This window comes from Caulobacter sp. P1_B12_2 (assembly GCF_056406675.1).
Genome location: NZ_JBFTZS010000514.1, coordinates 1 through 2,991 on the forward strand (window position 1 = coordinate 1; position 2,991 = coordinate 2,991).

Here is a 2,991-nt window from a genome sequence, read left to right on the forward strand (position 1 = left end):
CTAGCCTTTCAATCCACCCTGCCAATCGCCGCCTCGGCCTCGCTCATGATCCGCCTCACGATCTCCCCCGCCGGCAGCACGTCCCGGATCCCTCCGGCGCTCTGCCCCATGGCGAAGCACGACCGATCCGGATCCAGCCCCTCGATCTGACCGCCGATGCCGCCCATGGCGCCGGCCTGGATCGAGGCGATGGCCTGTTGCGGGAATGGCTGGATATCGGTCGGTCGCGCTTCCCAGTCGTCGACCCAGGCGTTCTTGCGCACCCGCATCGGCTTGCCGGAATAGGACCGGGTGCGGATGGTGTCCTCGTCGGCCGCCTCCAGCACCGCCTGGCGATAGAGGTCGCCGGCATGGGCTTCGGTCGAGGCGATGAAGCGCGTGCCCATCCAGACGCCCTGGGCGCCCAGGGCCAGGGCCGCCGCAAGGCCGCGTCCGTCGTACAGGCCGCCGGCCGCGATCACCGGGATGTCGACCGCGTCCACCGCCTGGGCGACCAGCGGCAGAGTCCCGACCAGGCCGGTGTGGCCGCCGCCCTCGCCGCCCTGGCAGATCACCGCGTCGCAGCCGGCCTGCTGGGCCTTCACGGCGTGCTTCACGGCCCCGCAGACGACCATGACCTTCAGCCCCGCCCCCTTCAGCCGTTCGATGATCGGCAGGGGCACGCCCAGGCCGGCGACGAAGGACGAGGCCCCGCCCTCGATGATCGCATCGACCGAGCCCGTCAGGGCGTCGGGCGTGGCGGCCAGCAGGTCGACGCCGAACGGCTTGTCGGTCAGGTCGCGGACCTGGGCCATCTGCAGGCGGATGAAATCGGGACTGGTCCCGGCCATGCCCAGAACGCCATAGCCCCCGGCGTTGGACACCGCCGCCGCCAGCGGCGCATAGGAGACCCCGCCCATGCCGGCCAGCAGGATCGGATGCTCGACGCCGAGCAGATCGCACAGCGGGGTGTGAAGGGTCATTGGGTTTCCTCCTTTTTCAGGAGGATGAGCTTGGTTGGGCGGGGCGCAAAGCGTGCCGCGAGGGCAGCCCAAGACCTATCAAATCAATCCGTCTTCCGGGCCTTGTGCCCGGAACCCCTTTATCCGTCGCAGTGCGGGGGTGTGGCGCGCCAGCGCGCCAAGGCGCTTCACCGTCGGCTTAACGAGGGGTTCCGGGCACAAGGCCCGGAATGACGGCTAAAAAGGGAGTGGAAACCTAGTCCCGCTTGAGCACGTCCGGCTGGACCTCGGCTTCCGACGTCCAGAAACAGGCCGCCATCGAGGTCAGGATCATCGCGATCAGGGCCAGCATGCCTCGGGGCGGAGTCAGGCTCACGATGTCTTGCGGGGTCATCTCTCGTTTCCTCTGGCGACGCCCAAGTCTGATGCCCGGGCTGTCGACAGGGAAAGCTTCTCACCGGCCCCGAGGTTCCGCAAGTCCCTTATTTCTAAAGAGATTTCATGGACCACGCCGTCCAGTTTTCATCCCGCCTCAGAAGATCGAATAGGCCCCGTCGATCACGAAGGTGTCGCCCGAGTGGTAACTGGACGCGCCCGAGGCCAGATAGACCGCGATGCCGCCGAAGTCGGCCGGCTCGCCCCAGCGCCGGGCCGGCACGCGGGGGATGACCTTCTCGGCGAAGGCCGGGTTGTCCTGGGCGCCCTGGGTCATGTCGGTGGCGATCCAGCCCGGCAGGATGGCGTTGGCCCGCACGCCGTAGCGGGCGTGCTCGACGGCCACCGACTTCATCATCGAGATCACCGCCCCCTTGGTCGCCGCATAGGCCTGGTTGCGGGCCGCGCCCTCGATGGCGGCCAGCGAGGCGACGCCGACGATCGAGCCGCCCGGATCGCCGCCCTTGGCCCGCTCGACCATGTGGCGGCAGGCCTCGCGGAAGGTGAAGAACACCCCGTCCAGATTGACCGCCAGGGTCTTGCGATAGATCTCGGTCTTCATCTCCACGAAGCTGGGCGCGCCGTAGCCGACCCCGGCGTTGGCGAACACGCTGTCGACCCGACCCAGGGCGGCCACGGCCTCCTCCATGCCCTCGCGGACCTGGTCTTCCTGGGAAACGTCGACCACCTGGGCCTTCACCCGGGTCCCGTGCTTGAGCAGCTCTACCTCGGCGGCCTGGTTGCGCTCGGCGTTGCTGCCCCAGATGACGATGTCGGCCCCGGCCTGGGCCAGGGCGCCGGCCATGCCCAGCCCGATGCCGCGATTGCCGCCGGTGACCAGGGCCACGCGGCCGGTCAGGTCGAAGGGTTTGTAGGCCATGGCGTTTCGCTCCCGAACGTTTGTTTAAGGGGAGCGGTTGTGGGGGCCGACGTCAAGGGCCGTGGCGGCCAGCACTTGCCCCCTACGGATCGCTTCGCGATCGTCTTCCCCCAGGAGGGGGAAGAGGTGCGTCCTCCGCCACCTATGGGGGCGGACAGGCGGCGAAGCCGCCAGGTGGGGGCAAGTTAGTGAGCCGCTATGCCCCAAACCGCTCGAACGTCTCGGCGATCACCTTGCGGGTGACGTCCCACTCGACCATGGCCAGCGCCTCGTCCAGCGACACGAACCGCGCCTCGGCGGCGTCGTCGCCGGCCACCGGTTCGCCCGACACCCACCGCGCRGCGTAGTCGATCATCACGTAGTGCCGTGTCGTCTGGCCGGTCTCGCGCGAGGTGAACAGGCCGTCGACCACATCGACCAGACCCAGCAGTTCGGCTTGAACCCCCGTCTCCTCGGCCAGCTCGCGCAAGGCGGCGACCATCGTGGTCTCGCCCCACTCCAGGCGGCCGCCGGGCAAGCTCCACTGTCCCAAGCGGGGCGGGGTGCCGCGCTTGATCAGCAGGACCTGGTCGCCGCGCAGGCAGACGACGCCGACGGTGGCGACGGGGTGCTCGGAGGCGGCGGGCTGGACGGATTGGAGGGAAGCGGAAACCATGGCGGTCAGATAAGCCTCGGACGCGTCGAGTGGAAGGCCCTCGGTCCGGGGACATGCCCTTGCGGCGTGTCCCCATCAGC

At 69.0% G+C, this 2,991-nt stretch carries 4 protein-coding genes; all 4 read right to left on the reverse strand.

Translation table 11 applies throughout. The features are described 5' to 3' along the window. Positions 1–8 precede the first annotated feature (8 nt). The gene (locus AC1DZ6_RS22490; protein WP_477099342.1) at positions 9–962 is read right to left on the reverse strand and encodes an NAD(P)H-dependent flavin oxidoreductase; all 954 of its coding nucleotides are present in this window, start codon (positions 960–962) and stop codon (positions 9–11) included. A 235-nt stretch (positions 963–1,197) separates the two neighbouring features. After that, positions 1,198–1,335 (reverse strand): hypothetical protein, encoded by a 138-nt coding sequence (locus AC1DZ6_RS22495; RefSeq protein WP_477099343.1) that lies wholly within the window; start codon positions 1,333–1,335, stop codon positions 1,198–1,200. A gap of 138 nt (positions 1,336–1,473) precedes the next feature. Then, positions 1,474–2,256, reverse strand: coding sequence for an SDR family NAD(P)-dependent oxidoreductase (locus AC1DZ6_RS22500; RefSeq protein ID WP_477099344.1), 783 nt, complete (start codon positions 2,254–2,256; stop codon positions 1,474–1,476). Between the two features lie 196 nt (positions 2,257–2,452). Continuing rightward, positions 2,453–2,911 carry an NUDIX hydrolase gene (locus AC1DZ6_RS22505; protein WP_477099345.1) on the reverse strand — a complete coding sequence of 153 codons (459 nt, stop codon included), beginning with the start codon at positions 2,909–2,911 and terminating at the stop codon, positions 2,453–2,455. Between the last annotated feature and the right edge of the window lie 80 nt (positions 2,912–2,991).

Excerpts from the sequence above, each read along its gene's own strand:
- AC1DZ6_RS22500 (WP_477099344.1), bottom strand. The coding sequence starts at position 2,256 with ATGGCCTACAAACCCTTCGACCTGACCGGCCGCGTGGCCCTGGTCACC.
- AC1DZ6_RS22495 (WP_477099343.1), bottom strand. The coding sequence starts at position 1,335 with ATGACCCCGCAAGACATCGTGAGCCTGACTCCGCCCCGAGGCATGCTG.
- AC1DZ6_RS22490 (WP_477099342.1), bottom strand. The coding sequence starts at position 962 with ATGACCCTTCACACCCCGCTGTGCGATCTGCTCGGCGTCGAGCATCCG.